This window comes from Ekhidna sp. (assembly GCF_963691765.1).
GTDB lineage: Bacteria > Bacteroidota > Bacteroidia > Cytophagales > Cyclobacteriaceae > Ekhidna.
On the sequence record NZ_OY829375.1, the window covers coordinates 3,632,461 to 3,655,469 of the forward strand.

The window sequence follows — 23,009 nt, forward strand, 5'->3', positions numbered from 1 at the left end:
TTATAAATAAGAAATCTCAGAATCTATGCTTTTGCTTTGATCACTAAGACTCTTTTTAACATCAGTAATAAGTGTATTTAGTGATGCACTGAGTTTTCTTATTTCTTGTTGCTTTTCAGGACGACCTCCGAAGATCCTGTCTTTTTCAGAAGGTGAAAGCATCTCGTTAAAATATTTTGAGTCTATACTCAATTTATCAAGTAAGATTGCCACTTTGGGAAGTAGAGATAGCACCTTGTTTTGTGGAACAGACAATTCTAGTTCCGGAATGTTATAGAGCATGGAATTAATTTCAGAATCCCTCAAATCAATACGCTCACTTGAATCGGCCTTTAATGTCTTAAGGAGTCTTGAAAGCGCTTTCAAGTTTCCATTAGTATGTTGATCTCGAGAATTAAACCGAGCAATATTTAGGAATGGTAAGTACTTCTTAACCTTCTTATTCGCAAAGTCAAACTCTGCTATTCCACGATAGATTTCATTCTTTGTTTTTACGTACTCGGCACTGTTAACCCATAAAGATGGAAGCACATCAATTTCGCAAGTAGGCTTTTGAGCAGTAATTCTAATACGCGTTTTATCACTAAAGTCTACAGTCTTGAAATGTGTTTCCTTGGTAAGGATATCCATGAGATCCATGGAGAGTGTCTGAATTTCCCTGTGAGGTTTATTAGAGAGATTCTTTTTAATAACGATTATCTCCACATCGCCATATAGTAATACATTCGAGTAGGTTTTAAGTGCACCCTGATATCTGTAGTCCACTTCGTAACCTCTCTTTTTTAATGACTTGGCTATGATTTCATGAATTTTCCGAGAGTTGGCGTACACTTTATAAGCATATGCAGCGTCAATTTCAACCATTGACTCCAAGGTATAAAGCAAACATTCGTCGTATCCGGACTGAAAAAAGGCATCTGAAAGTACGGGTTCGCGCAGGGCTTCATCGTACCTTCTACCCTTAAGGTTCTCTACTAGCAGGCTGTAATCATGTTCCATGAGGTGCCAAAATAATCAATTCTTCAGATATGAATTGTATTTTTTGAAGATTATCGCTCTGTTTCTAAATTAATAGGATGAATATATCGACTTAGTTATTGACTATAAATACCATGGTGAGGGTTGTTTTTTTGGTGTGAAAACCAATTAAAATGCAAATTTTATTCATATCATAATCTTCGAGGCAATTTTGAAGTAAACAAAGAAATTCAAATTTATAGCAATGAAATCCTAAAATCTTAACCTTCATAATTGAAAAAATGTACTACTATTGCATTCTTATGATTCTATCCGTGGAGATTGTTAATAATACGCCCTCAAGAATAAGAGGGTAACCCCAAGGCAGGGTATCTCAACTATCCGTATTTCACATTACAATTTCAAGGCAATGCTGTTTTTAATGCATTTGCCGTCACATTTTAATTTCATTTAGAAATGACGAAAGAATCATTCTCTATATCCAGAGTTTACAAACTCTTTGTTTCTGCACTAAAAGGGGAAGAAACAGAATTTACAACGGGAAGCATTAATCGAGCGATTATTTTGCTATCGATTCCAATGATTGCTGAAATGGTTGGTGAATCATTATTTGCAGTTGTTGACATGATTTTTGTTTCTCGAATAAGCGTTAATGCAATAGCTACTGTTGCTTTGACAGAAACACCCTTAATGATCATTTACTCACTAGCAGTAGGGCTGAGCATGGCTGCAACAGCGATTGTGGCAAGACGTGTGGGTGAAAAGCGATTAAGCAGGGCCGCAGATGCTGGTTTTCAGGCAATCGTTCTATCTATTGGTGTCGGAATCTTTTTCGGCGTTTTCGGTTTCTTTTTTGCAGAAGACATTCTTCGTTTGATGGGCGGAGAATCAGATCTGATTGAAGAGGGAGTCGGCTATACCAAAATAATGTATGCTGGTAATCTCAGTATAATCCTAATATTTCTAATCAATGGCATCTTTAGAGGAGCAGGCAATGCATCTATTGCTATGAAGTCACTTCTATTGGCCAATTTTTTAAATATGATACTGGATCCATTGTTCATTTTCGGTCTGGGACCGATTCCTGCAATGGGAGTAGATGGGGCTGCTGTTGCTACAACTACAGGTCGTACTATCGGTGTAATTTATCAGTTGGTCCATATATTCAATGGAAGCTCCTTGATTAAGCTCACGATCAAAAACTTCGTGATTCGGATTAAAACCCTAGTCGAAATAATCAAGATAGGGTCCGCAGGAATAGGTCAATTTTTGGTTGAAACTTTAAGTTGGCTCTTTCTTGTTCGAATTATAGCTGAATTTGGGACTGAATCAGTTGCTGGATATCAATTGGCATTTAGGGTAATTGTTTTCACACTGCTTCCTTCTTGGGGAATGGCAAATGCAGCGGCTACATTGGTTGGACAAAACCTAGGGGCTAAAAGTCCGGAAAGAGCTGAAACTTCAGTTTGGAGAACAGCCAAGTGGAACACCATTTTCTTAATAATAGTGGCAACCATTTTTTCAATTTTCTCAGATCAAGTGTTAGCAGTATTCAACCAATCGGGTGTTGTGTTGGAGACAGCTATAAGTGCCCTAAGAATTATATGTTTTGGATATATATTCTTTGCTTATGGTATGGTGATAGGACAGGCGTTTAACGGGTCTGGTGATACGATGACGCCTCTTTGGATCAACCTTGTTGTATTCTGGCTAATCCAGATTCCAATGGCTTACGTTTTGTCTATTGTCTATGATTGGGGACCAAATGGTGCGTTTTTCTGCATAGCTTTTTGCCACAGCCTTTATGCTGTAATTGCAATTGTATTGTTCAAACGTGGTAAGTGGAAAACCAAACAAGTTTGAGTGATATGAGGAAAATTATCTACTACGTTGCAACATCCTTAGATGGATATATTGCTGGTAAAAATGATGATATCAGCATGTTTGAAATGGAAGGAGAGTTTGTTGATCAATATTCCTATGATTTAGAATCATTTGATACGGTGATCATGGGGAGAAATACTTATGAGTTTGGGTATCAATTTGGTATGAAGCCTGGTGATGCAGCTTACCCAAATATGGATCACTATGTGTTTTCAAATGGCTTACCGGCTGAGAAGCTAGGAGAAAAAGTAGAAGTCGTACCATTGGAAATAGAACGTGTCAAACAGCTAAAGAATGACATTGGTAGTGATATTTATCTATGTGGAGGAGGGATGTTTGCTGGATGGTTGATGAAGAATGGACTGATTGATGAAATTCGTTTGAAAATCAATCCAATCATTCTTGGAGACGGAATACGATTGTTTGGTAATTATACCATATCAAGCAAATTGAAAGTGCTCCACAATCAATCTTATGCAGATGGTCATCAGATAGTCAGCTATCAAGCAGTTAATAGTTGAAGCTATAGAGTTCCAGGTTTGATCCCCAAGTGGTGAAGACCTGGAATTCTCTTTTTGCACTGGAGTAAATCAAACTTATTTCATGTTTCGAATTTAGCGGGTTGCCGGTTACAAGATTCCCGGATTTGTCATAGATGTAAAGCGCTTGGTTGCTCGTATCAGTGAAAATAACAAGGTCTTTACCAGCTCCAAACTGATAATACTGTATAAGAATTGGGCCATCAGACAAGTAATCTTTTTGGAAGAGCAAATTTCCAGTATCATCCAACACATCGTAGGTATTGCCTTCATTTCTTATGATAATAAATGAGTTGGCACCTCGATCTGGAATCAGTCTGAATTTTGAGTCAGCACTCGTTTTGATAAGCTGATCTCTTTTAATGACGTCTCCCTCAAGGCTTAATTCAGTTAACTCACCACCAGATGACACAATTGTAATGGAGGAATTTGATAATGAATTTGACTTTCTTAGGAAGTAGTTTGCACTTAAGTCTTGTTTAGTGTCAAAAGGAAATCCATTAAGAAATTGTCCTCTTCTATTCATAACATTGATGATTCCGCTTGATTGGAGTGAAATCATAATATCCGATCTACCAAGTCGAGCATGATTGAGGGGTAAGTGACCACTTCTCTCCAGATTTTTAGGATTCCATCCTTCTAATAGATTTAGATCTTTATCCGTTAAGTAAACATTTCCATCGGTATCTGTGATTGCCAACCTGTAGTTTCTGCTTTTATCGTAATCGATTAAACTAAAGTGATCAATGATAACACTGTTTGACAATGCTTTCGGATATCCAGGGATTGAAGATCCAGTACGATCTATGATATGAACTTCAGATTTCGTTGCAAAGGCATATTGTATTTTACCGTTCTTATAATAGTCAATAGGATAGACCTCACTTACGATTTGATCATTTACATTCTGAGACCACAGTGCATTTTGATTGGGGTCCAAGTAATAAATGGTGTTTGTGCTGTCCTGCAAAAAGATATCAAAGTCTTTATGGGAATGCGATCTCAAAAGGAATGGTTTTGAAGTAAGCCGACTTGCAAACTGAAGGCCATTGTTTGCATTGGTCTTCGGTATTCTTTTTGATTTTTTTACAGGCTGAGAGAAGGTGAAGTTTGTAAAGTACTTCCCATCGAGGTAGCTGTATTGGAATGCTGCCATATCCATGGTTTTATAGATAGAAGCATTCTTCGTGAAATGGTCATTCCATTCTGATTTAAGTTCAGTTTGAATTGTGCTCCATGCCCTTGGAATGTTTACAAAAAGGCTAACATTAGCACTGTTATTTGCTCTTGCCAAGAAGTCATTCATTTGAATGGACTTACCCCAGGTATCTTCATTCTGAATTGAAATAATGAGTTTTTTTAGGGATTCTAGATCGTTTGAGAAAATTAGATAATTGCGATAACCCATATAAAAACATTGATCAAATCCATCAGCCAATTCACCTAGTATGGTTGATGGAAATTCACTTATTGGAAGAAAACGGATCTCATTTTCACTATAAGATTCTGCATAAACTGTATCACCTCTTGACAATGCGATTCGCTCAGTTAACAGGCTGAAAAAATCCAATGATTCTTTAGCATTATTGACTTCTAAAAAGAGAAGTTTGTGGCTATCTCTAGTTCTTGGAGATTCAAGGCTTGCGATACCAATCTCGTTATCTAAAAGATCAAATATCTGGTCAGCATTAAAATCGTAAAGCTGTTTGAGACTGTCTTGATAGTCTTTGATCTTCTCATTCTGATCTCTTAAATAATTTATTTGCTTGTCCTTCCATTCTGAAAACGAAGTAGAAGTGATATGATAAATGTAAGAGGTGTTTTCTGGAACGATTTCCGCCATTTCAAAATTTGCGGACTGTTGGGTGTGAGTTGTCATCCATCCATCTACCGCATGTGAAAATCCAGAGAGTTGAAGGAAAGAAGAGTCTAGTTGTAAATCATAATCACCTGCAATTAGGGGCAAGTCCATGGATTTACCTGTAAAAGCACCTATCAACTCACCAAACTTGTTGTAGTTCACATAGATGGATCCAAGCCCATTGGAATCGGCATCTAACCATTCTGCAAACTCATCTTTGAAGGCGTTGATTTCGGATTCGCTAACAGCTCGTATGGCGTCTTCTACTAGATATGGAGTGAAACTTGCAAGAAAAAAATTCTTATAAAAAATGAATGTCAACGTTTTGCTCCCTTTGGATATCTCGCTGATCTTAAAATCATTGTAATTTCTGGTCTTAAACCTGAATCCATTTTCTTTTAACCGACCTATTGCTGCATTTGCAAAGGTGTTTTGCGATATGTTCTGAAGTTGAATAGCAAATAAAAAATCAAGATCTGTGTTTGATACCCTGTGTAAGGAAGCCACTACCGGTGCGTTCTTGAAAATAGCTGAAAATCCTCCATTACCATTTATGGAATCTAAAAATGCTAAACCACTTCTGAAGTTTTCAAACCCTGATGATTCATCCAATATTGATGAAATTGGATATCCTCGAAATTCCTTAAGATTGGCGGTGAGATTGGTCTCAATGACTATAGCTGCGTCGGCTGGAATAAAACTCCAACTTGTTAGGTCCGAATGCTTTACCCACTTATCATAAGTAAAGTATCCTGCCCCACCAAGAAGTAGTATCGCTAAAGAGATTAATAGTTTCTTCAAATTGATAGGTTATTGCCCAAAAATAAGCTAGATATTCTCCATTTAGAACGCTGAAGCCTTATTGTATTTCTTTTTTTAATAAGATTGATAATATCTAGGGCTCTGGAATTTGATATATTAGCTATTATGTCTCAGTATAAAGAACTAGGATCATTTATTGATAGAACATATAAAGTTGTCCGTCAAGATTTGATTAACAGGTTTAAAAGAGCCAATGTGGATATTACGCCTGAGCAATGGGTGATCCTTGCGAAGCTAAATGAACAGGATATGTATCAAACTGAATTGGCCAGTATGAGCTTTCGAGACAAGCCAACAGTATCGCGAATCGTCGATTTACTCGTAAAAAAGAATTTAGTGGAGCGTATACCTGATCAAGCAGATGGAAGGAAATATCACGTTTCAATTACTTCAAATGGTAGGGCAATTATTGAAAAGGCTACACCAGCCGTAAATGAATCACGAAAACTTGGATGGACCAATTTGAGTGATGAAGAATACGAGACTTTGATTTCGACATTAGATAAAGTATTCACCAACTATACCAGTGCGGAAGAGTAATAAAAAAGGGACTCCAAGAGTCCCTTTGAATAAGTGTTTAAGTCCGATCTTAAAGTGTTCCTCTAAGCTCTTGTTCGCGTTCCAGCGCTTCGAAAAGTGCTTTAAAATTCCCTTTACCAAACGACGTTGCTCCTTTTCTTTGAATTATCTCGAAGAACATAGTAGGTCTCGCTTGAACTGTTTTTGTGAAAATTTGAAGTAAGTATCCTTCATCATCTCTATCTACAAGAATACCCAGCGGTCTGAGCGCGTCAATATCTTCATCGATTTGCCCAACTCGCTCAGATAATACATCATAGTATGTATCTGGTACTTTGAGGAATTCTACACCTCTGTTTTTTAAATCCGTGACAGTTTGAATGATGTTATCTGTGGCGACAGCAATGTGTTGAACACCAGCTCCTTCGTAGAATTCCAAATATTCATCTACTTGAGATTTCTTTAAACCTGGAGCAGGCTCGTTGATAGGGAATTTAATTCTTCCATTTCCATTGCTCATTACCTTACTCATCAGTGCAGTATATTCAGTAGAAATGTCTTTGTCGTCGAATGACATGATTTGAGTAAAACCCATTACTTCTTCGTAAAATTTGACCCACTCATTCATCTGACCTAATTCTACATTACCTACCATATGGTCAACAAATTTTAAACCAACAGGCTCTGGATCGTAGTGTGTATTCCATTCTTTGAAACCAGGTAAGAATATTCCATTATAGTCATTTCGTTCGATGAAGATATGAACTACTTCTCCGTAGGTATGAATCCCAGATTGAACAACTTTTCCATTTTCATCTTCGATGGTGTTAGGTTCCACGAAAGATTTTGCGCCACGAGAAATAGCTTCATTATATGCCTTTGTTGCGTCATCAACCCAAAGAGCTGTTACTTTAACTCCATCACCATGTTTATCAATATGCTTTCCAATGGCAGTTCCACTTTTTAGTGGTGAAGTGAGCACCAATCTAATTTTGTCTTGGACAACAACGTAAGATTCTCGATCGGTAGATCCTGTCTCCAATCCGGCATAAGCCAATGATTTGAATCCAAATGCAGACTTATAATAGTGAGCAGCTTGTTTAGCATTGCTTACATAGAGCTCAAGGTAGTCCGTACCATTGATAGGCATGAAATCTTGTGCCTCCTGTGTATTGGGTAAAGTGGCCGTTTCCATGGTGATTTTAATTTAGTTGTTTAAACAACAAAATTAATGTTTATATACACCATTTCAAAAGAATCGTGTTTAGTAAGCCATTACAAGAATTCTTTAAATGAGTATTACTCACTTCTGAGGGACTTCACTGGATTAACTTTTGCAGCTCTGCGTGCTTGTTCAGATACAATCGCAATTGCAAAAATCAAAACGATAGCGCCGACGATTGGGAAGATCCACCACGATACGTTTACCCGTATTGAATAGCGATCCAAATATGAATCCATCAAATACCAGGCAATTGGCATAGCTATGAATATAGAAATCATGACAAGCTTGGCAAAGTCCTTCGACATTAAATTCATTAGACTTGTTACAGTTGCACCTAACACCTTTCTGATACCAATTTCTTTAATTCTTTGTTCAGCAGTATATGAGGCCAATCCAAATAAACCAAGGCCTGTAATGATCATTGCCAATGTAGCGAACAGACTTGCTAGTTTACGCGTAAGATTGATTGTAGTAAACTTTCTTTGAAATTCTACATCAGCAAAGTTGTATTCAAATGGGTATGCTGGATTGTGTGTATTGAATATCTGTTCTATATCTGCCATTGTGCGTTGCAGATCATTGGTTTCTTTTACTCTTACAGAAATAAAACCTCCCCAGTCTTCAAGAATCATAAACATCGGCTGGACTGGTTCATATGGTGATCCCATTAAAACATTATCAACAACACCGATTAACTTCTTTTTATCACCCCAAAGATCAAGATTAGTTCCTATTGGATCTTCCAATCCCATCAGTTCAAGTGCTGCCTTATTAATAACTATTGCATTAGAGTCACTCGCAAAATCTTTAGAAAACTCTCTTCCCATTAATATGTCAATGCCCATTGTTTTTGCATAGTCATAAGTAGTGGTAATAGTTGTGAAGATAACTCGCTGATCTTCTGGCTTACCTGGCCATCCAAGGAAGTTGTGCGAATTGGTTTGCGTAATTTGAGAATTTGATCTTGTGACTGATTCAACTAAGCCTGAAGCAAGAAGCTCTTGTTTCAATACGTCATAGTTATCTCGAAGATCATTGGTTGTTTCAACCGCAATTAGTCGCTCTTGTTGATATCCAAGGTCTCTATTTTTAACGAGATTAATCTGTTGAAAAATAACGATAGTGCTGATCATTAGTACAACTGAAAATGCAAATTGAGTTATTACCAAAACTTTGCGAGGTGTTGTAGCTCCTTTGCCTACCTTAATTGTTCCTTTTAATGTTTGCGCGGGTCTAAATGAGGATAAGTAGAAGGCTGGGTAACTGCCTGCAATGATTCCCAAAATCAAAACTATTCCTACTGAAGAAAGCCAGAAATAGATGCTTGTATAGTCTATAAATAGCTCCTTGTCGACAAGATTATTATAGGAGGGGAGTGCTAGTTCGGTGAGTATCACTGCAAAAACAAATGCAATGAATGTTATAAAAATGGATTCACTGATAAATTGATAAATAAGTCTTTTTCTGCTAGTTCCTAGACTTTTTCTAATACCCACTTCCTTTGCTCTTTTTTCAGAACGCGCCGTTGCTAGATTCATAAAATTGATGCACGCAATGATGAGTATTACAATAGCAATTGATGTGAAAAGTTGAACGTAATCATTTCGTCCTCCAGTTTGTTCTCCCTTATCATTCCAGTTTGTTTTGAGCCTCCAGTCTTTCATAGGGTGTAGGAAAAGGTGTTTATCTAATCCATCTTCGCCATCCTTTTCTATAAGTAAGTCGTGAATGCTATGTTCAACGTCAACTTCCCGTGATGGGTCGTTTAGTTCTACAAAAACCTGAAAGGAATAATTGCCCCAGTTTGTTTTGTTATCCTTTACCCATTCATTTACTGATTCTCGGTATTTCCATGTGGCTAAATAGTCGAATTGAAAGGTTGAATTTTCAGGTATGTCTTTGACAATTGCAGATACTTGAAGTGTACCTTCGTCAGAAAGCTTCACTTGTTTGCCTATTGGATCTTCATTGCCAAACAAGATTTTGGCTAGAGATTCGGATAGGACAATAGACATTGGATCTTTCAAGGCCTCCTTGTGAGATCCAGCGACTAGCGGAAATTCAAACATTTCCAAAAATTCTTCACTCACATAATATCCATCCTTAATAACTCTGACGTCTCCAGCACTAAGGAGTCTAGGATTACCCCAGCCAGCAACTACAGAGTTCTTCACGTTGCTGTCGATAACCTTCATTTCCTCATATGTAGGTAGAGGAACTGAGGCCCAATTGTTGATTTTATTGTCAAAATCTGAGCTTGCCCAGACCTGATATAGCCTATCATACTTTGGAAGAAACTTATCAAAAGATACTTCATTAACTACCCATAGTAGTATCAATACGCTACATACAATACCTATGGATAATCCTGAAATATTGATAACAGAATAAAGTCCATTCTTCTTAAGATTTCTTAGTGAGATGAGGAAAAAGTTTTTAAGCATGTCGAGGAGAGGTTGTAATTACTATAATGATTTTTTTACAGACGATAGTTGCATATGGAGGAAATACTTGGCTTGTTAGAGATAGTTACATAGGGATGATTTATTTTCATGCCTTATAAATAGTTGAACATGATCCTCACCTCATTTGATTGGTTGATAATCGCAGCCTTTTTCATTGTTGTACTTTTAATTGGAATAGCGGCTAGTAGAACAGCTGGTAAAAGTTCTCTTGAATTTTTCCTAGCTGGAAAATCGATGCCTTGGTGGTTGCTGGGAGTGTCTATGGTTGCAACGACCTTTTCTGCAGATACTCCAAATTTGGTTACTGGATTCGTCAGGGAAGGAGGGGTAGCTAAAAACTGGTTATGGTGGTCATTCTTAATTACAGGTATGATTACAGTTTTCATTTACGCACGATTATGGAGAAGATCAGGCGTGCTTACCGATCTTGAGTTCTATGAGTTAAGATATGGTGGCAAGGCTGCTTCATTTTTACGAGGATTTCGATCACTGTATTTGGGGATATTCTTCAACTGCCTGATTATGGGGTCAGTAACGCTTGCAGCGATCAAAATTTCATCTATTCTGTTTGGATTAGCGCCTTTACATACTGTGGTAATTGCTTCTGTTGTAGTTGCAGCGTATTCAGCTCTTGGAGGAATTAAGGGTGTTATTTGGACAGATTTCTTTCAGTTTAGCATAGCTATTATTGGTGCAGTTTATGCAGCTTATGTGGCGGTTACTCATCCGGATGTAGGTGGACTGACAGCGTTGATTAACAATGAATCGCTTAGCGGAAAGCTTAATATTATTCCAGACCTAGAAAATACTTCGTTGGTTGTTTCTATGTTTATTATTCCATTGGCAGTACAATGGTGGTCTGTATGGTATCCTGGTGCAGAGCCTGGTGGAGGTGGTTACATTGCACAAAGAATGCTTGCGGCCAAGGATGAAAAGCACGCAGTTGGGGCAACATTATTTTTCAACTTTGCACACTATGCACTAAGACCTTGGCCATGGATTTTGGTTGGTTTGGCGTCGTTAATTCTATTTCCTGATTTAGAATCAATTAAGGTGGCTTTTCCAGAAATCAACGAACAGTATTTAGGTGACGATATTGCTTATCCAGTCATGTTGACTTTATTATCTCCAGGATGGCTTGGGCTTGTGGTAGCATCTTTGATCGCTGCTTATATGTCTACAATTAGCACCCACCTAAATTGGGGTTCTTCATATGTAGTTAATGATTTTTATCACCGGTTTATTAAACCAGATGCTAGTCAGAAGGAATTGGTCAACGTTGGAAGGATTTCAACAATTATCCTGATGCTTATTGCTGGAGTCATGGCATTAACTATTATGGAAAATGCTTCACAAGCCTTTAGTATTTTATTGTTGTCAGGAGCAGGAACTGGAGCCATCTTCCTCTTTAGATGGTTTTGGTGGAGAATCAATGCAATCACTGAAATTGTAGGGATGACCGTTGCAACTGTCAATGCATTTATTTTGGTATTGTGGGTTCCCGATGAGATGCTTGCAGGACAGTACATCGACGGGTTTACTGCCAAATTACTTATTGGTACTAGCGTTACAACAATAGTATGGATCATTACTACTTTATTGACTAAGCCAGAATCCGATGAGAAATTGCAAGACTTTGTATCTAAAATTCAGCCAGGAATAGGATGGAAACGATTTGAAAACGTTGGTGAATCATCGTTGGTAACAAGCCTTCTGAGTGTATTCATTGGCACCATAGGTGTTTATTCAGCACTTTTTGGAATTGGAAGTATCATTTATGGCAAGACAATTCTCGCAATTGTAATGTTAGCTGTCTTTGCTTTTGCTATGTATTTGATCTTTCGATGGTGGAATGTTAAGAAATTGTGAAAAGTGAAAAATACCCAAAAGTGGGTATTGATTATCAATTGATAAGTTGAGTACTTTGAATCTAGATACTCACCGCTCTATTCACTGCCAAATGTAGAGGCTCCATCAGGACGCCTCTTTTTTTATGCTCCTTTGGCTATATTGCTTAGCAAACTATTTCGAATGAATCATACGCAAGGAATGCTCAGCCCAGAGTCTTTAAAGGGTAAAACTATAATTGTCACAGGAGGAGGAACTGGTTTAGGAAAGTCAATGGGTTCCTATTTTTCAGAACTTGGTGCTAATCTGGTAATCACCAGTAGAAGAATGGAAGTGCTTGAAGAAACAGCCAAAGAGATAACTGATAAAACAGGTTATCCTGTTCATTGCGTAGCATGTGATGTTAGAGAATACGAGCAGGTTGAGCGTGTGATCAATGAGGCTAAAGAGAAGTTTGGTGGAGTTGATGTTTTGTTAAACAATGCAGCAGGAAATTTTATTAGTCCGACCGAAAGGCTTTCACATCGTGCTTTCGATACAGTAGTAGATATTGTCTTAAGGGGTAGTTACAATTTTACCTTAGCGATGGGTAAAGATTGGATAGACAACAAGAAGAAGGGCAACATATTAAATATAGTTACTACTTATGCTTGGACGGGCTCAGGATATGTCGTTCCTTCAGCATGCGCCAAAAGTGGTGTATTAGCTATGACACGATCGCTAGCTGTAGAATGGGCTAAGTATGGTATTCGAAGCAATGCAATAGCTCCAGGTCCATTTCCTACGGAGGGTGCTTGGGATAGATTATTGCCTGGAAATTTGAAAAAGAAATATGATCCTGCTACTAAGGTTCCACTTAAAAGAGTAGGAGATCATCAAGAGCTTGCTAATCTCGCTGCCTACTTAGTGTCGGATTATTCTGCCTATATCAATGGAGAAGTCATCACAATTGATGGGGGCGAGTGGCTGATGGGTGCTGGTGAGTTTAATGGCTTGGAGGCAATTCCAGAAGAGCTTTGGGATGCAATGGAAATGGGTCGTAAGAAAGGCGGGTCAAAGCTGAAAATGATGTGGTTATATTTCAAAGGAATGAGAAAATTGAAATTATAAATGATTGTTAACAATTCATGTTATAAAGGCACTAGCTTCATTGATGTATATTATTTGAGTGTAATTAGATTTTTATGGATTTAAGAGTAATGACCAAATATGGTCTATTAATTATTTCAGTCTTGGTGGCTTCAATAATTAATTTTTTAATTATTGGATTTGTGAAAGACTACTACCCTGAACAATCGATGCTATCAGTCTTAATTGATATGTTGGTTACAGTCTTTGTTTTTGTTCCTGTTTTTGGTTTTGTTGGTCTGTATGTAAAGAAATTTTCTAAGAGTTATTTGGAAAAGAGCAAAGACCTGGGGAAGAATAAAAAGAAAGGTTTCTTAATAGGCTTTTTGATAGCTTTTGTATTGATTTTCTTCGTGTTTGCTTATGTAAAGCATGACATGGATATTTTAGGGCTTTTTTGAAACTAATTATTATCAGATGCGATTTCCTTTGCAAAGGAAACGACATTCACCACTTTAGCTAAAACCTTTTTTAGCAATTTCCTTATAATACTCAGTCACCACAATGTATTAAATGAAGGGGATTTCGAGAAAGAAATTGCATGAGGTAATTGCTGATTCTACTACAGACTTTTTATCAATTGCAAGTTCAGACTATACATACCTAGCCGTAAATGAAACTTACGCTAGAAGATTTGGTAGAAAAGCCAATGAGATTGAAGGTCTTAAAATTAAAAGACTGCTAGGAGAAGATCATTTTCAGAAATTAGTCAAACCTAATTTTGATAAATGTCTGAAAAGCAATGAGATAGTTAGGTATGAAGATTGGTTTGATCTAGATCAAGGAAGAAGATTTTTTAGTGTGTCATATTCGCCAATTGAGATTGAGGGCGAGAGGGCTGTTGTGGTCAATGCTCATGATAATACACGTCATAAGTTAATGGAGGAATCTCTTGAGAAAGCAGTCGAAGAATTAGAAGACGCCAATAGTTTTAAAAACAAACTTTTCTCAGTAGTCTCTCATGATTTAAGATCTCCAATCAATGCTGTCAACAATTTTTTAGAATTGTTAGCTGATGATGAAACAAACTTTGAGCAGATCAAATCTTTAATCCCTATGATGACAGTCAGGCTCAACTCTACAAAATCTATGTTGGATAATTTACTGGGTTGGACCACTACACAACTTAAAGGCGAAGAAGTACAATATGAACACTTTCAATTCAGCGAAATTGTAAATGAAGTTATTCATTTATTTGAGGATCAGATATCTCATAAGTCCTTAAAGGTGATTCTTGATTTTCCTGATGAATTATCAATAAAGGGAGATAAGAATGGTGTAAGAATGGTGATAAGGAATCTATTCTCCAATGCCATTAAATTTTCGTTTGATGGTGGTACTATCTGTATTCATTCTGAGGAAAAAATTATTGACGGATTTCAGAAATTCAAGTTTGCTGACAGCGGAAAAGGAATGTCCACTGAGAAAGCAGGTAGGTTATTTTCTGCGATTGTCGATAGTGAAGAAGGAACGAAAGGAGAAGGAGGTACTGGTTTGGGAATGATGCTATCCGCTGACTTTATAGAATCTCAAGGAGGATCCATTGAAGTGGAAAGTAAGGAAGGGGAGGGAGCTACGTTTTACTTTACCCTCCCATTATCTGCATCGTAAAAATCAATCCTCAATAGTGTAGAGCAGCTCTTGATTTGCAAAGTCGTAAAGTGTCAACCTTCTTAGGTCGTAGTAGGCAATCCAATAGCTTCTTAATGCACTGATATAACTTCTTTTTGCTGTGTCCTTTTCAGTTAATGCAATATTGAGATTCGTGATATCAATTTTACCAATAAGGTATCTGTTTTGAGCCACTTCGTACCTTTTCTGAGCTACCTCGTCAGATTTCTTTGAGATTTCAATTTGCTGTCTTAAAACATCAAGTTGTCTTACTTGGGTGATGATTTCTTGTTCAAAATTTTGCTCTTCCTGTGCTATTACATAATCCGTTAATTGTTTATTGGCTAAAGCTGTTTTCATTCTTGCCTCATTACGTCCCCAATTAACTATTGGTATGCTTAATCCAATATTAGCGATTTGTTGATCTTGAGTGTCTTGAAAAGATTCTTGATAAGTATTTCCTGCACCATTGAGGCCGAATGAAGCATTGAGATTCATTTGAAAGCGCTGTCCACGAGCCTCAGCTACTTGTGCATCGGCTTCTATTCGCCTACGTTCAAAAGCTATAAAATCGGCTCGATTTTCTTTTGCATATTGTAATGCTATCTGTTCACTGACAGGAAATTCTAGAATAGATTCGGGTAATAGAAGATTGAAATTTTCTCCTTCATTTAGTCCAATAAAGGTTCGTAACCCTAGCCGGGAAGTTTGTAGATCCAGTTCAGCTTGTGCTAAATCTTGTTGCGATCGCAATAACTGTAGCTCAACTTGCAAAAGTTTATCTTCCGATGCAGTTCCAATATTATAACGACCTTTTTCAATGTTATAAATGGTGTCATTGTTGGCTAGGTTAAATTCTGCTATTTGAAAATTCACCTGTGCATCTAAATAGTCAAAAAATCGTTGTACAGCCGTTCTTGAAACAAACTCCATCTCTTCAACATAGCTTCGTTTGGATTCTTCATATCGAATGGGCTCTGTTTTTTTGTCCCATTTAAATTGATTGAATGCAAAAATTGGTTGGTTGAGTTGGATGTTTACTACGGTGCTATTGAAATCCCTAGTATCCAATCTGAAGTTTTCCACTCTATTTAATGAAGAGTTAACTGAAATAAGCCCTCCAGTAAATGCTATAGGTTGTCTTAGTCCAAGTCCTACCGAGGCATTAGATCTTTGAATCGATTGAACTTGGAAAGAACCATCATTTTGCTCAACAGGACCAAAAGATCTAGTATATCCTGGAACTTCACCACTGATCACAAGACTGGGATTAAGATCTGCCTTAAATAGCCGATACTGCCAAAACCTATTTTCTTTCCTTGTCTCTGCTTGTTTTGCCTGAGGTGACTGTTGCTGTGCTAAGCCTATGATGTTCTCCAGGGAGTACACTTGCTGACTTTGTGCTATGAAGGAGCATGCGATCAAACATACTCCGGTAAATATTTTATTCATATCTAAGTGAGGTAATAGGATCTTGTAAAGCTGCTTTTCTTGCTGGTGCAATACCGAAAATCAATCCGATAGCTGTGGCGACTCCAAAAGAGATTAAAATGGAGCCAAATGAAATAACGGTAGGGATATCGGCAAATCGACTAACGGCAGACGCCATTATTACTCCCAGGATGATTCCAATGAATCCGCCGCTAATGCTAATCATCATTGATTCGAACATGAATTGATTAATGATGTCTGCTTTTTTAGCACCAATAGAAAGTCTAAGTCCAATTTCTTTTATGCGCTCCAAAACAGATGCTAGCATGATATTCATGATGCCAATTCCACCAACAATGAGTGAAATACCTGCAATAGCACCAAGAACATAACTGAAGATATCGTTAGTGCGCTGCTGTTGCTTGAGTAGTAATTCTGGGATTTCAATTTCATAATCAACTACTTCATTGTGCTTTCGCTCAAGCATTCGCACAATTACATCGGCAGTAGGGTTAAGCTTTTCCGTCTCCGCCACCTGAACAACGAGCCTATCCAACTGGTGATAATTAATAGCTGGTGCAGGAGCGTCATCAGTATTTCCGCCACCACCTCCGCCACCGAACACAACGAAACCGGCAGAGCCTCTATTCGCTCCTTGTATCATCTCTTCAGTTAACATTGCTCGATTTTTATAGCGTATAAGTATTGTTTGCAAAGGTGTATATACATCCATGTTATAATCACGGATTCCAAGTTTGCTAATACTGCTTTCGCTGATATATCTCTCATCTAAGACGCCGATGACTTTTAGCCAGTTGGGTCCACACTTTATCATCTTACCGATCGGATTCTCGGATGGAAAGAACTTTGCTTTTATGGATTTTCCGATGATACATACTGCTTCTCCTTTGGAAAGTTGTACTTCATTAAACATCTTACCATCAGACAATGTGAAATTGAAAATGTCAAAGTAGGAGGGCTCGACGCCAACTAATTTTGCTGACCTTCTTATTCCATTCTTGATTATGTAAGTTTCTAATAGAATTTCAGGGCTGATTGTTTCAACGCCTGGTATAATCCTTCTGATTGACTCTTTGTCTTCAAGAGTAAGTCCAGGCGAGAACTTCTTTTTCTCTTTTGCTTCGGTCTCATCATCCGCGAGATTCTCTTCCGTCTGTTCTACAATTGGTTCAATAATTATATTATTAACTCCCACAAGTTTTATCTGCTCCAGAATTTCTTGTTGTGCACCGTTTCCAATTGCAAGCATTGCTATAACGGCAGCAACACCAAATATGATGCCTAAGGCCGTAAGAATGGACCTAACGCGATTTGCCAGGACCGCTTCTATAGCAATCCATAGATTGGCTAAGATTCTATCCTTATCCATTTTTAGTTTCTGCCTCTGCGGCCTTTTGGCATTTGTGGCAAACTAGGCTGAGGCGCTTCAACTACCTCTTCTTTTTTGTTGCGCTTACCATCCATTTCTGGTAAAAGTTCAACATCATCATTCTCCATGCCCTTGATAGAGGATAAGTTGACTCTATCGCCCACTTCTAACCCAGCGATAATGTGAACATTTTCGGAGTTGGCATCGCCAATTATAACTTCTTGCTTGATCGTGCTTCCGCCCGACTTTTTAAACACATAAGTAATGGAATCATGCTGAGAATGAAGGGTTTCAAGCGGCACGAAAAGTGCTTCCTCAACAGTCTTCGTAATGATTTTATTGCTTGTTGTCATGCCAGGCTTTAATAGTGGATCAGTTCCAAATACCTCGATTTCCACTTCAAAAACCTTTGCATCTGAATTAGGTCTTTGTTCGCCTACATTGGCAACTTTGGTTACCCTTCCTTTAAGTTTTTTATCTGGAAATGCATCAAATCCGATCTCAACATCTTGACCTGCTTTTACTTTTCGAATATCTACTTCGTTAATGTAAGTCTTGGATAACATTTTACTTAAATCAGGAAGTGTTGCTACTACAGGATCCCAGGCACTTACCTGAGAACCTTCTTTAACGGGTTTGCCATCCCAATTTCTCTTATAGATAAGCATACCACTTTGAGGGGCAAGAATTGTAAAGCTTTGCGAAAGTTTCATTAGACCTTCTAGTTCATTCTTATCGCCTCTAAGCTCAGCTGAAGCTTCTTGCATTTTAGCAACGTTTTGTTGGCGCTTAATTTCATAGTTCTCTTTCGCCTGCTTTAGAGATCTTTTAGCTTTTTCTAATTCTATTTCGGCTTTTTGGATAGTGGCCGGGGGTTCGAACTGTGATTGATCCAGTGTTAGCTGTTTTTCACGCACAGCATAATCCAGGTTGATGAGCTCATCTCGAGCTTGGCGCATAGTAAGTGCAGTATCAAGTCTAGTTTGAGTAAACTGCGATTGTGTTTCATCAACATCTAACTGGGCATCTTTAATTTTTCCTGTAAGCTCTGAGGGATCTAATCTAGCCACGTATTGGCCTTCTTGAACGACAGTACCTTCATCAATTATGTGTTGTATCGTAACATTCCAGATTCGATAGTTACGAAGACCTGTAGGCCCTTTAATTGGAACCGAGTTCTTAGCATCTAATGCACCGGAAGTCATGATATCTATGACAAACTCTCCTTGTTCTACTTCAACCACAACTTCAGCAGTAGAATCAGATGAATTCCCGGAAAAAACCAGGACTAGAATAGCTATCACGGCTACTCCACTAATGAGCGCAATTTTATTGTTTCTCTTCATAGCTTTTAGGTCTGTATTGTTATTATACCTTGATAATTCAAATTAGTTACTGGTGCCAAGCCAGATTTCTTTAACTGAAGCTTGTTCTGGAGTTGGATTTTCAATTTCTGTCAGCATATGCTTTTGAGAAGATTTCACCTTCTTAGCTTTCGCTTTCAGCTTGACCTCTTTGGTTTTTCCTTTCACTTCTCGTCTCACAATAACTGTTACTTTATCTCCAGCTTCTGCTTCACTATAGTAGGATTGTATTACATCAGAAAAAGTTTCGACTGTTACATTATTTCCATGCCATGATAGCAATACATCCCCCTCTTGCAGACCTAAGTCCTTTCCAAAATCGTTCATTTGATCTATTGAGGCTACATAAATTTCTTGATCTTCATTTAAGTCGGGGATGAATCTACCTGCTGTAATTACCATCTCATCGCTTTCTGCAGAGTAGTTGAATCCTGCCAAACCAAGTATTTCGGAATATGGTAATTTATCACTTCCACCTACATATGAATCTAGAAAGGACCGTACTTCACCATTCGTTAATTTTTCGATTTCATCAAAGAGCTCTTCATCTTTGAACGCTTTCATTGGTCCATATTGCTTAGCAAGTTCTCTTAGTACTGCTTGAAGGTCTTTTTCTCCATCTGTAGAATTAATAATTGTTAGATCAAGACACCAAGCGATTAGCGCACCGCCCGCATATACATCTCCATACCTACGCTCATTTTTGGGTTCTAATATGTTTTCGCTGAATTCTGTGTAAGGGATGTCAACATTGTATTGTTCCTGCTGATTCATCTTACTTCTCATTTCGCCAAGAAAATCCTCGAGTTCGTAAAGACCATATTTAACCTGAACATGCTGAGACGCATATTCGGTCACGCCTTCATAGAGCCATAGGTGCTGACTCATCTCAGGTTCGATGTAGTTGAAGTCATGAATTTCTTCTGAATGAATATTAAGTGGGGTTACGATGTGGAAGAATTCATGTGCGGCAACATCTTTCACTGTCTGACTGATTCTTTGCGGATCCATTTCTGGTAAAGAATAGAGCGATGAATATGAATGCTCTAATGCTCCAAAGCTTCCAGATATTGATCTGTTGTCTAGAAGGTAGATCAAGTATGCATATCTATCTACGGGCAAAGTTCCGCCAAGATATTCCGCTTGAGCTTCCATAAGCTCATCAATATTGTCCATTACGTCAGCAGCTGAAAGTACTTTGTTGGGTGAGTAAACAGAGACAAGCACATTAGCTCCGGCTATCTCTTTGCTTACAATATCAGGGGCACAATACATCAATGGTGCATCTGCCAAGAAGTTGTAATTATCTGCGGTATATGTATCCGAGGTAGGAGTAGAGGATTCTTTTACCAATGAAGTAGCTCCCTGAATTTTTTCATTATGAACTACGGTTAAACTAAATGGCTTGAATTTGTATCCATCGATGTAACCGATAAAACCAAATGTATTAATCACAAACACATCACGTTCAGCTTCTATACTTGAACCTCCTGGCTCGAAAACGCGATTACTACCGTAACCAGAAAAATCATCGAATGTATCTTCGGCCCAGTAAGTAATCTTCTTCAACTTGGTGGCATCTTTAATATTCCATCTGTTTGTTGAGATTTTTTCTACTTCCAACTCATTCCCCTCAGAGTCAAATGCTTTGAAGTCATCAACGAATCTTCCAAAATCAGAAATACTGTATGTGCCAGGTACGACCTTTGGCATGTGATATTCAACTTCCTCCTGATCTATTGAAGGAACTTCAATTTGGATAGGTAATCTATCGTTTGATGTTTTTGTAAGATCAATGTTGATGCTGTAGCGATCTTGCGCTTGAGCAAAGGTTACTAATGCAACCAGAATAGTTAGAAATATTTTTTTCATAATGAGTTTGCGAGCAAATATTGTGCAGATTTATAAAGCACAAAAAAACCCCTATTGTTCGTTAATAGGGGTTAAATTATATGAATGGTAAGCTACCTATTTGAATAGATTACCAGCGGCTATTTCTTGACATCAATTTTGTTTTCATCAATGATGTCAACCTTTTCATTCCTGCAGATTTTACGCTTCGGCATTAGCCATTCTTTTCCTCTGATTTTCATCCAGATAGATCTTTCTCATTCGAATAGACTTTGGAGTCACTTCAACATATTCATCCTTTTGGATGTATTCAAGCGCCTCTTCCAAGCTGAATTTTTTCGCTGGAGCAATCTTTGTGTTGTTGTCTGAGCCTGAAGCTCTCATGTTGGTCAATTTCTTACCCTTCTGAATATTGACAACTAGATCATTGCCTCTGCTATGTTCACCGATTACTTGTCCTGTGTATACATCTACACCAGGATCCACAAAGAAGAAACCTCTATCTTGAAGCTTATCAATTGAATATGGTGTTCCTGGGCCGTGTTCCATAGAGATCAGTGATCCATTAATTCTTCCAGGGATAGAACCTTTGTAAGCTTGATATTCTTTAAGTCTGTGTGTCATTACTGCTTCACCAGCTGTGGCCGTAAGCATGTTGTTTCTAAGACCTATTAAACCTCTTGAAGGAATTTCAAACTCTAAGTGTTGAATGTTCCCTTTCGGTTCCATGACCTTCAATTCACCCTTTCTTTGAGTCACCATTTCAATGGCTTTACCAGAATAGTCATCAGGTACATCAATAACCAAGTGCTCTATTGGCTCAAGTTTCTGGCCACTCTCATCTTCTTTAAATAGTACTTGTGGTTGCCCAACCTGAAGCTCATATCCTTCTCGTCTCATCGTTTCGATAAGTACAGACAAGTGAAGAACGCCTCTTCCGTATACCAAGAACTTATCCTCGGAACCAGTCTCTTCAACTTTCAAGGCAAGGTTCTTTTCCAACTCTTTCATGAGTCTATCTCTAATGTGGCGTGAGGTTACGAACTTACCTTCTTTGCCAAAGAATGGAGAATCATTGATGGCGAACATCATGCTCATGGTAGGTTCATCAATGGCAATTCTAGGAAGTACAAGTGGATTTTCGAAATCAGTAATGGTATCTCCAATTTCAAAATCTTCAATTCCAGTGATTGCGCAGATGTCTCCAGCTCTAGCTGATTCTACTTTTCTTTTACCTAGGCCTTCGAAAATGTGTACTTCTTTTACCTTGACTTTTTTGAGAGAGCCATCACGCTTGCTAATTCCCAAATTAGCACCTTCTTTAATATCTCCTTGCACAATTCTTCCAATCGCAATTCTCCCTGTAAATGAAGAGAAATCAAGTGATGTTATTTGCATTGAAGGAACACCATCTTTGTACGGAGCAGGAGGGATCACTTCGACAATTTTGTCTAGAAGTGGCAGGATGCTGTCTGTCGGCTTTTGCCAATCCTCACTAAACCACCCGTGCTTGCTAGATCCGTATAACGTCTGGAAATCCAGTTGCTCTTCAGTTGCATCAAGCGAGAACATCAAATCGAAAACCTGCTCATGCACTTCATCGGGACGGCAATTTTCTTTATCTACTTTGTTTACAACAACGATTGGAGTGAGTCCAAGACCCAATGCTTTTCCTAGTACAAATCTTGTTTGAGGCATTGGACCCTCAAAGGCATCAACTAAAAGGATAACACCATCAGCCATTTTGAGTACACGCTCAACTTCGCCCCCAAAGTCGGCGTGACCAGGAGTGTCAATTATATTGATTTTTACGCCTTTGTATTCAGCAGAAACGTTTTTAGAAAGGATGGTGATCCCTCTTTCACGTTCCAAATCATTGTTGTCAAGTATGAGCTCACCCTTTTCCTGATTTTCTCGGAATTCCTGAGTTGCATAGATGATCTTGTCAACGAGCGTAGTTTTGCCATGGTCAACGTGTGCGATGATGGCAATATTTCTAATTTCTTGCATTCGATTCTGTATTCGGGCGCAAAATTAGATAGAATGATTGTGGAATGCACTATAAGACGTAAACACAAAACTTATATTTGCGC

16 protein-coding genes are annotated in these 23,009 nt (G+C 38.1%); 7 read left to right on the plus strand and 9 right to left on the minus strand.

Going from position 1 to position 23,009, the window contains the following annotated elements:
• Positions 1–999 carry a hypothetical protein gene (locus ACY650_RS16465; RefSeq protein WP_462249063.1) on the minus strand — a complete coding sequence of 333 codons (999 nt, stop codon included), beginning with the start codon at positions 997–999 and terminating at the stop codon, positions 1–3.
• 435 nt (positions 1,000–1,434) lie between these two features.
• Here ACY650_RS16465 and ACY650_RS16470 point away from each other — a divergent pair, with 435 nt between their 5' ends.
• The gene (locus tag ACY650_RS16470) at positions 1,435–2,841 is read left to right on the plus strand and encodes an MATE family efflux transporter (protein WP_462249064.1); all 1,407 of its coding nucleotides are present in this window, start codon (positions 1,435–1,437) and stop codon (positions 2,839–2,841) included.
• A gap of 5 nt (positions 2,842–2,846) precedes the next feature.
• Positions 2,847–3,383: a dihydrofolate reductase family protein gene (locus ACY650_RS16475; RefSeq protein ID WP_462249066.1), complete on the plus strand. Its 537-nt coding sequence runs from the start codon at positions 2,847–2,849 to the stop codon at positions 3,381–3,383.
• Here the strand turns inward: ACY650_RS16475 and ACY650_RS16480 are convergent.
• Positions 3,373–6,063 (minus strand): hypothetical protein, encoded by a 2,691-nt coding sequence (locus ACY650_RS16480; protein ID WP_462249068.1) that lies wholly within the window; start codon positions 6,061–6,063, stop codon positions 3,373–3,375. The two genes, ACY650_RS16475 and ACY650_RS16480, sit on opposite strands and share 11 nt — an antisense overlap.
• Positions 6,064–6,189: 126 nt before the next feature.
• Here ACY650_RS16480 and ACY650_RS16485 point away from each other — a divergent pair, with 126 nt between their 5' ends.
• Positions 6,190–6,624, plus strand: a complete 435-nt coding sequence (locus ACY650_RS16485; protein WP_462249070.1) for a MarR family winged helix-turn-helix transcriptional regulator — start codon at positions 6,190–6,192, stop codon at positions 6,622–6,624.
• Between the two features lie 49 nt (positions 6,625–6,673).
• Here the strand turns inward: ACY650_RS16485 and hppD are convergent, their stop codons facing one another.
• Positions 6,674–7,798, minus strand: coding sequence for a 4-hydroxyphenylpyruvate dioxygenase (gene hppD, locus ACY650_RS16490; protein ID WP_462249072.1), 1,125 nt, complete (start codon positions 7,796–7,798; stop codon positions 6,674–6,676).
• Between the two features lie 104 nt (positions 7,799–7,902).
• The gene (locus ACY650_RS16495; protein WP_462249074.1) at positions 7,903–10,272 is read right to left on the minus strand and encodes an ABC transporter permease; all 2,370 of its coding nucleotides are present in this window, start codon (positions 10,270–10,272) and stop codon (positions 7,903–7,905) included.
• A gap of 129 nt (positions 10,273–10,401) precedes the next feature.
• Between ACY650_RS16495 and ACY650_RS16500 the strand changes: the two genes are divergently transcribed.
• The 4 genes from ACY650_RS16500 (at position 10,402) to ACY650_RS16515 (ending at position 14,880) form a co-directional block, all read left to right on the plus strand.
• Complete coding sequence (locus ACY650_RS16500) at positions 10,402–12,162, plus strand: sodium:solute symporter family protein (RefSeq protein WP_462249076.1); 1,761 nt, start codon at positions 10,402–10,404, stop codon at positions 12,160–12,162.
• A 162-nt stretch (positions 12,163–12,324) separates the two neighbouring features.
• The gene (locus ACY650_RS16505; RefSeq protein ID WP_462249078.1) at positions 12,325–13,251 is read left to right on the plus strand and encodes an SDR family oxidoreductase; all 927 of its coding nucleotides are present in this window, start codon (positions 12,325–12,327) and stop codon (positions 13,249–13,251) included.
• A 74-nt stretch (positions 13,252–13,325) separates the two neighbouring features.
• Entirely contained in the window at positions 13,326–13,670 is a 345-nt protein-coding gene (locus ACY650_RS16510; RefSeq protein ID WP_462249080.1) for a hypothetical protein, read from the plus strand.
• A 112-nt stretch (positions 13,671–13,782) separates the two neighbouring features.
• Positions 13,783–14,880, plus strand: coding sequence for a PAS domain-containing sensor histidine kinase (locus ACY650_RS16515; protein WP_462249082.1), 1,098 nt, complete (start codon positions 13,783–13,785; stop codon positions 14,878–14,880).
• Between the two features lie 3 nt (positions 14,881–14,883).
• On the opposite strand, the gene ACY650_RS16520 is transcribed toward ACY650_RS16515, so the two are convergent.
• From ACY650_RS16520 to typA, 5 genes are all read right to left on the minus strand, one after another.
• The gene (locus ACY650_RS16520; RefSeq protein ID WP_462249084.1) at positions 14,884–16,332 is read right to left on the minus strand and encodes a TolC family protein; all 1,449 of its coding nucleotides are present in this window, start codon (positions 16,330–16,332) and stop codon (positions 14,884–14,886) included.
• Positions 16,325–17,701, minus strand: a complete 1,377-nt coding sequence (locus ACY650_RS16525) for an ABC transporter permease (RefSeq protein ID WP_462249086.1) — start codon at positions 17,699–17,701, stop codon at positions 16,325–16,327. The genes ACY650_RS16520 and ACY650_RS16525 overlap by 8 nt, the downstream gene beginning before the upstream one ends.
• A gap of 2 nt (positions 17,702–17,703) precedes the next feature.
• Positions 17,704–19,047 (minus strand): efflux RND transporter periplasmic adaptor subunit, encoded by a 1,344-nt coding sequence (locus ACY650_RS16530; protein WP_462249088.1) that lies wholly within the window; start codon positions 19,045–19,047, stop codon positions 17,704–17,706.
• Positions 19,048–19,089: 42 nt separating this feature from the next.
• On the minus strand, positions 19,090–20,937 hold the full coding sequence (locus tag ACY650_RS16535) for a M61 family metallopeptidase (RefSeq protein ID WP_462249090.1): 1,848 nt from the start codon (positions 20,935–20,937) through the stop codon (positions 19,090–19,092).
• A gap of 180 nt (positions 20,938–21,117) precedes the next feature.
• Entirely contained in the window at positions 21,118–22,926 is a 1,809-nt protein-coding gene (gene typA, locus ACY650_RS16540; protein ID WP_462249092.1) for a translational GTPase TypA, read from the minus strand.
• Between the last annotated feature and the right edge of the window lie 83 nt (positions 22,927–23,009).

Bases quoted from the DNA above. Each gene is read 5' to 3' on its own strand.
- ACY650_RS16465 (WP_462249063.1), bottom strand. From the start codon at position 999: ATGGAACATGATTACAGCCTGCTAGTAGAGAACCTTAAGGGTAGAAGG.
- ACY650_RS16470 (WP_462249064.1), top strand. From the start codon at position 1,435: ATGACGAAAGAATCATTCTCTATATCCAGAGTTTACAAACTCTTTGTT.
- ACY650_RS16475 (WP_462249066.1), top strand. From the start codon at position 2,847: ATGAGGAAAATTATCTACTACGTTGCAACATCCTTAGATGGATATATT.
- ACY650_RS16485 (WP_462249070.1), top strand. From the start codon at position 6,190: ATGTCTCAGTATAAAGAACTAGGATCATTTATTGATAGAACATATAAA.
- hppD (WP_462249072.1), bottom strand. From the start codon at position 7,798: ATGGAAACGGCCACTTTACCCAATACACAGGAGGCACAAGATTTCATG.
- ACY650_RS16495 (WP_462249074.1), bottom strand. From the start codon at position 10,272: ATGCTTAAAAACTTTTTCCTCATCTCACTAAGAAATCTTAAGAAGAAT.
- ACY650_RS16500 (WP_462249076.1), top strand. From the start codon at position 10,402: ATGATCCTCACCTCATTTGATTGGTTGATAATCGCAGCCTTTTTCATT.
- ACY650_RS16505 (WP_462249078.1), top strand. From the start codon at position 12,325: ATGAATCATACGCAAGGAATGCTCAGCCCAGAGTCTTTAAAGGGTAAA.
- ACY650_RS16510 (WP_462249080.1), top strand. From the start codon at position 13,326: ATGGATTTAAGAGTAATGACCAAATATGGTCTATTAATTATTTCAGTC.
- ACY650_RS16515 (WP_462249082.1), top strand. From the start codon at position 13,783: ATGAAGGGGATTTCGAGAAAGAAATTGCATGAGGTAATTGCTGATTCT.
- ACY650_RS16520 (WP_462249084.1), bottom strand. From the start codon at position 16,332: ATGAATAAAATATTTACCGGAGTATGTTTGATCGCATGCTCCTTCATA.
- ACY650_RS16525 (WP_462249086.1), bottom strand. From the start codon at position 17,701: ATGGATAAGGATAGAATCTTAGCCAATCTATGGATTGCTATAGAAGCG.
- ACY650_RS16530 (WP_462249088.1), bottom strand. From the start codon at position 19,047: ATGAAGAGAAACAATAAAATTGCGCTCATTAGTGGAGTAGCCGTGATA.
- ACY650_RS16535 (WP_462249090.1), bottom strand. From the start codon at position 20,937: ATGAAAAAAATATTTCTAACTATTCTGGTTGCATTAGTAACCTTTGCT.
- typA (WP_462249092.1), bottom strand. From the start codon at position 22,926: ATGCAAGAAATTAGAAATATTGCCATCATCGCACACGTTGACCATGGC.